At 29.2% G+C, this 1,306-nt stretch carries 1 protein-coding gene and 1 pseudogene; one reads left to right on the top strand and one right to left on the bottom strand.

What is annotated here, in order from left to right; all coding sequences use genetic code 11:
• Window positions 1-136: 136 nt before the first annotated feature.
• Window positions 137-829, top strand: a pseudogene (locus DVJ99_RS13375) (transposase); the annotation flags it as partial.
• Window positions 830-898: 69 nt separating this feature from the next.
• On the opposite strand, the gene DVJ99_RS13380 reads toward DVJ99_RS13375, so the two are convergent.
• The coding region (locus tag DVJ99_RS13380; RefSeq protein ID WP_240430868.1) for a transposase at window positions 899-1,306 on the bottom strand (408 nt) is incomplete at its 5' end.

Consider the following 1,306-nt stretch of genomic DNA (forward strand, 5'->3'; position numbering starts at 1 on the left):
TAAGTTTGAAATCTAAACTATAACTTTTATTCATAATTAAACACCCCAAAAGTTGAATTTTGTAGGTTCAACTTTTGGGGTGCAGTACACAATAACTTAAAGTGCCTAAACCCTAATTAAAGGTGACAATGCGCCTATGTGTAATGATATATTAGAAATACTAAGAATAAAAGATAAAAACATCAAATTTGTTAGCCAAGATATTGATGTAGTAGTAAAGGGAAAGAAATAAACAGTTGTTAATGCTGTACATATGTATAAGCCTTCGGCTTGTCCTTGCTGTGGAATTAAAAATGAAGGACAGATTCACAAACATAGTAAACGTGTTTCTCGTATTATCTTACTTAAAACTCAAGGCTATAAAACATATCTAAACTTAGCTAAACAATGCTTTAAGTGTTTATAGTGTAATACATCTTTTACTGCTGAAACCGATGTTGTAAATAAGACATGCTTTATTTCTAATTGTGTTAAACAAAAAATAGTTGGAGAAGCCAATAAAGTCAAAACAGAAATAGATACTGCTGAAGACAACTGTGTTTCTCAATCTACAGTACGTCGTATTAGAAAAAAGCAGTCAAAATTTACTTATCAAACCTTTCGATAATCCACTTGAACATTTGACAATGGATGAATTTAGAAGTGTAAAGACTGTTACTAGTTTAATGAGTTTTGTATTTATTAACAATGACACACATAAAGCTTTAGACGTTTTAGAAAATTGAAATTCAGGGTATTTAAAAGCTTATTTTGAACGATTTAGTCAAAAAGTAGACTTAAAGTTAAAACAATTACCATTGATATGTTTGAGCCCTATTTATTATGGTTCTCCACCATTTGTGGTGGGTGAATAATTTAAAGAACTTAATTTTGATTGGAATTCTTCGAATTCTATCATTTAGACAACCATCCGATGTACGGGTCTGGTTGTCTTTTTCTTTTGGTTTTTAAATAAACTAAATACCAGCATTATACGGTTTCTTAAGTTATTAAAGCTTCTGTATCCATATGAAATTCGCTTAATTAACTTTATTTTATTGTTAATACCCTCGATTGCACCGTTATTTAATAAAGGATTGTAAATCGTATTTCGAAGTATTTCTTGATGCTTTCTAAAAAATGTTACTACTTTCCATATGTTTTTACTGATCGAGTTTTTATCAACGTCGTTCAAACGATTGATAAAGTCTTTCCAATTACATAATTTTAAACTTTCGCGTAAATCATGTACTAGTTCGTATGAATTTTTTAACTTTTCATCTGTTTGAAGCATAAAATTCACTAGATCATAACCTTTTTTATAACA

Origin of the sequence: Staphylococcus sp. EZ-P03 (assembly GCF_003344575.1) — a bacterium.
GTDB classification, from domain to species: Bacteria; Bacillota; Bacilli; order Staphylococcales; family Staphylococcaceae; genus Staphylococcus; species Staphylococcus simulans_B.